The organism is Pseudomonas sp. P20, assembly GCF_016463925.1.
Lineage (GTDB): Bacteria > Pseudomonadota > Gammaproteobacteria > Pseudomonadales > Pseudomonadaceae > Pseudomonas > Pseudomonas aeruginosa.
On the sequence record NZ_JAEMVM010000088.1, the window covers coordinates 3476 to 5764 of the forward strand.

Sequence of the window (2289 nt, forward strand, 5' to 3'; positions counted from 1 at the left end):
CCTCGATTTAAGGGTCGTACTGGTGTTACGGCCCCTCCTTTTCCCCTCTCCATGGGTAGCCTGATGCTCCTGCTCCAGGACTATCAGGCTACCCATCGGGATCCTTCTCCCTGCCGGTGGCCCGCCGGTGATACGCAGGGCTCCCTTTGTACGCGGATGCGTGCCTACTGTTTGCTGGCCAAGCCACGATAATGGCCGGGTGATGGGATCGAGACGATCAATGCCCAGGGATCGACGATTCAACCACAGGTGGCTCACTTGACTCCCCTTCCAGACACGGCTGGGGAAACCTTTGACAGGGTTTCTACCAGCCGCGCTCTTCCGCCCTCGCTCTCCGCCCGCTGCATCCGCTCCCCCTCCTGCTTGACCTTGACACTTTCGCCCCCCGCTTCGATGATGAACGCGTGATCTGCTGACGTTGTCAGCGACATGCCCCCATGCAGCTTGGATCCGAAAGGCTGCAGCACCGTCCAGCGTGTCGATCCTCCCCCAAGTCCGCACAGCGCTCGGCAGCGCGGAAACAGCAGCTTCTGCTGGAGCGCCTCCTCCCCCTCTTGATGGGAACACCCTCCCATCAAGGAATCGGTGTTCTCCATCGTGCCCGCAACACAGGAGATCCACCATGCTCGACCCTTTCTGACGCCGCTCGCCACAATCTCACTACGCTCGCCCCATTGGGATGCCCTCATCATCCACCAAGAGAAATTCAATGGCCCAATATGACAGCGCCTACAAACTCCTATTCTCCCACCCCGACCTGGTCCGCGACCTGCTCCGCGGCTTTGTCCCCGAACAGTGGGTCCAGCACCTGGACTTCAGTACCCTGGAAAAAGTCAGCGGCCAATTCGTCTCCGACGACCTGCGCGACCGACACAACGACCTGCTATGGCGCGTTCGCCTCGACAATGACCACTGGATCTACCTCTACCTGTTGCTCGAGTTCCAGAGCACCGACGACTACTGGATGGCCATTCGCCTGATGACCTACATAGGTCTGCTTTACCAGGACCTCGCCCGACAGAGGGTCGTCTTGCCTGGACAGCCTCTACCACCGGTCTTCCCTATCGTCCTCTACAACGGTAGCCCCCGATGGAGCGGCCCGCTCGACACCGCCGACCTGTTCGAGATCCCTGCGGACTCGCCCCTGGCCGCCTATAAACCCAAACTGCGCTATTTCCTGCTCGACGAACGACACCTGGATGTCACAACCTTGCCCAAGGACGACAACCTGGTAGCCCAAGTCCTGCACCTGGAAAACAGCGCTCACCCACAACAAGCGATCCGCGCCGTCGAAACGTTGCAAAAGCTGTTGCACGCCCCCGAATGTGATAGTGTAAGGCGTGCCTTCAACGTCTGGATCCGGCATACCGTCGCCGAAAAACTCAACCGGCAAGCCAACCAGCTACCGTCGACCGAAACCTTGGAGGACATCTACATCATGCTCACCGAACACACCGGACAATGGTCCGAAACCTGGAAGCGCGAAGGTCTTCAGCAAGGTCTTCAGCAAGGTCTTCAGCAAGGACGCCAGGAAGGTCAGGCGGCACTATTGACCCGATTGGCGGAGCGCCGCTTTGGCCCGCTGTCGGCTGCCGATCGCGCCCGGCTGGAAGCCGCCACCCAGGCCCAGCTCGAAGCCTGGGCCGACGCCATCCTCACCGCCCAGAGCCTGGCTGAGCTGTTCACCGCTCACTGATTTCGCCTGGCTCCCGCCCGACAGCCCCTTCACAGGGGCTGTCGTTTATCCGCCCCTTGACGCCCACGCTCAACGCGTACAACCTCCTCCCATGTCCTGCTGACGTTGTCAGCGACATGCCCCCATGCAGCTCGGATCCGAAAGGCTGCAGCACAGCCCACCGTGTTGATCCAACCCAAGACCGCATAGCTTCTGGTAGCGCGGTCGGTCGGCCTCGGTCGATAGAAGCTCCCTTCCGCAACCCAGCGGGGAATCCACTTCCCCGCCAGGGCCAGTGTTTTCTCCGCACCCTCAACCTGCAGGAGAAACACCATGTCCAAGCAATCCACCAGCTTCGAAATCGGCTTTGCCCTCGGCAGTGTTGTGCGTGAGTTCCGCAGAGCGCTCAGTCGCCCTCCGGTCGTAGTGCAAGCACAAGCGCCGGTTGCGTTGAGCGTCCAGCGCATCGATCCTGCCTTCCTGGCCGGCCCGACCGCTGGCGAGCTAGAACACATCAGCGACATCCCAGCCATCGTCCGGCTGAAGAATGTCAACCTGAATGACTGGTATCTAGCCAATACGCGCGAGGTGCAAAAGCCCAAGCGCGCACGCAA

At 60.7% G+C, this 2289-nt stretch carries 2 protein-coding genes; both read left to right on the plus strand.

The annotated features are described in order from the left end of the window. Positions 1-709 precede the first annotated feature (709 nt). The gene (locus tag JHD77_RS31715) at positions 710-1696 is read left to right on the plus strand and encodes an Rpn family recombination-promoting nuclease/putative transposase (RefSeq protein ID WP_003099775.1); all 987 of its coding nucleotides are present in this window, start codon (positions 710-712) and stop codon (positions 1694-1696) included. Positions 1697-2008: 312 nt separating this feature from the next. Next, on the plus strand, positions 2009-2289 hold a 281-nt coding region (locus JHD77_RS31720; RefSeq protein ID WP_199506564.1), incomplete at its 3' end, for a hypothetical protein.

Bases quoted from the DNA above. Each gene is read 5' to 3' on its own strand.
- JHD77_RS31715 (WP_003099775.1), top strand. From the start codon at position 710: ATGGCCCAATATGACAGCGCCTACAAACTCCTATTCTCCCACCCCGAC.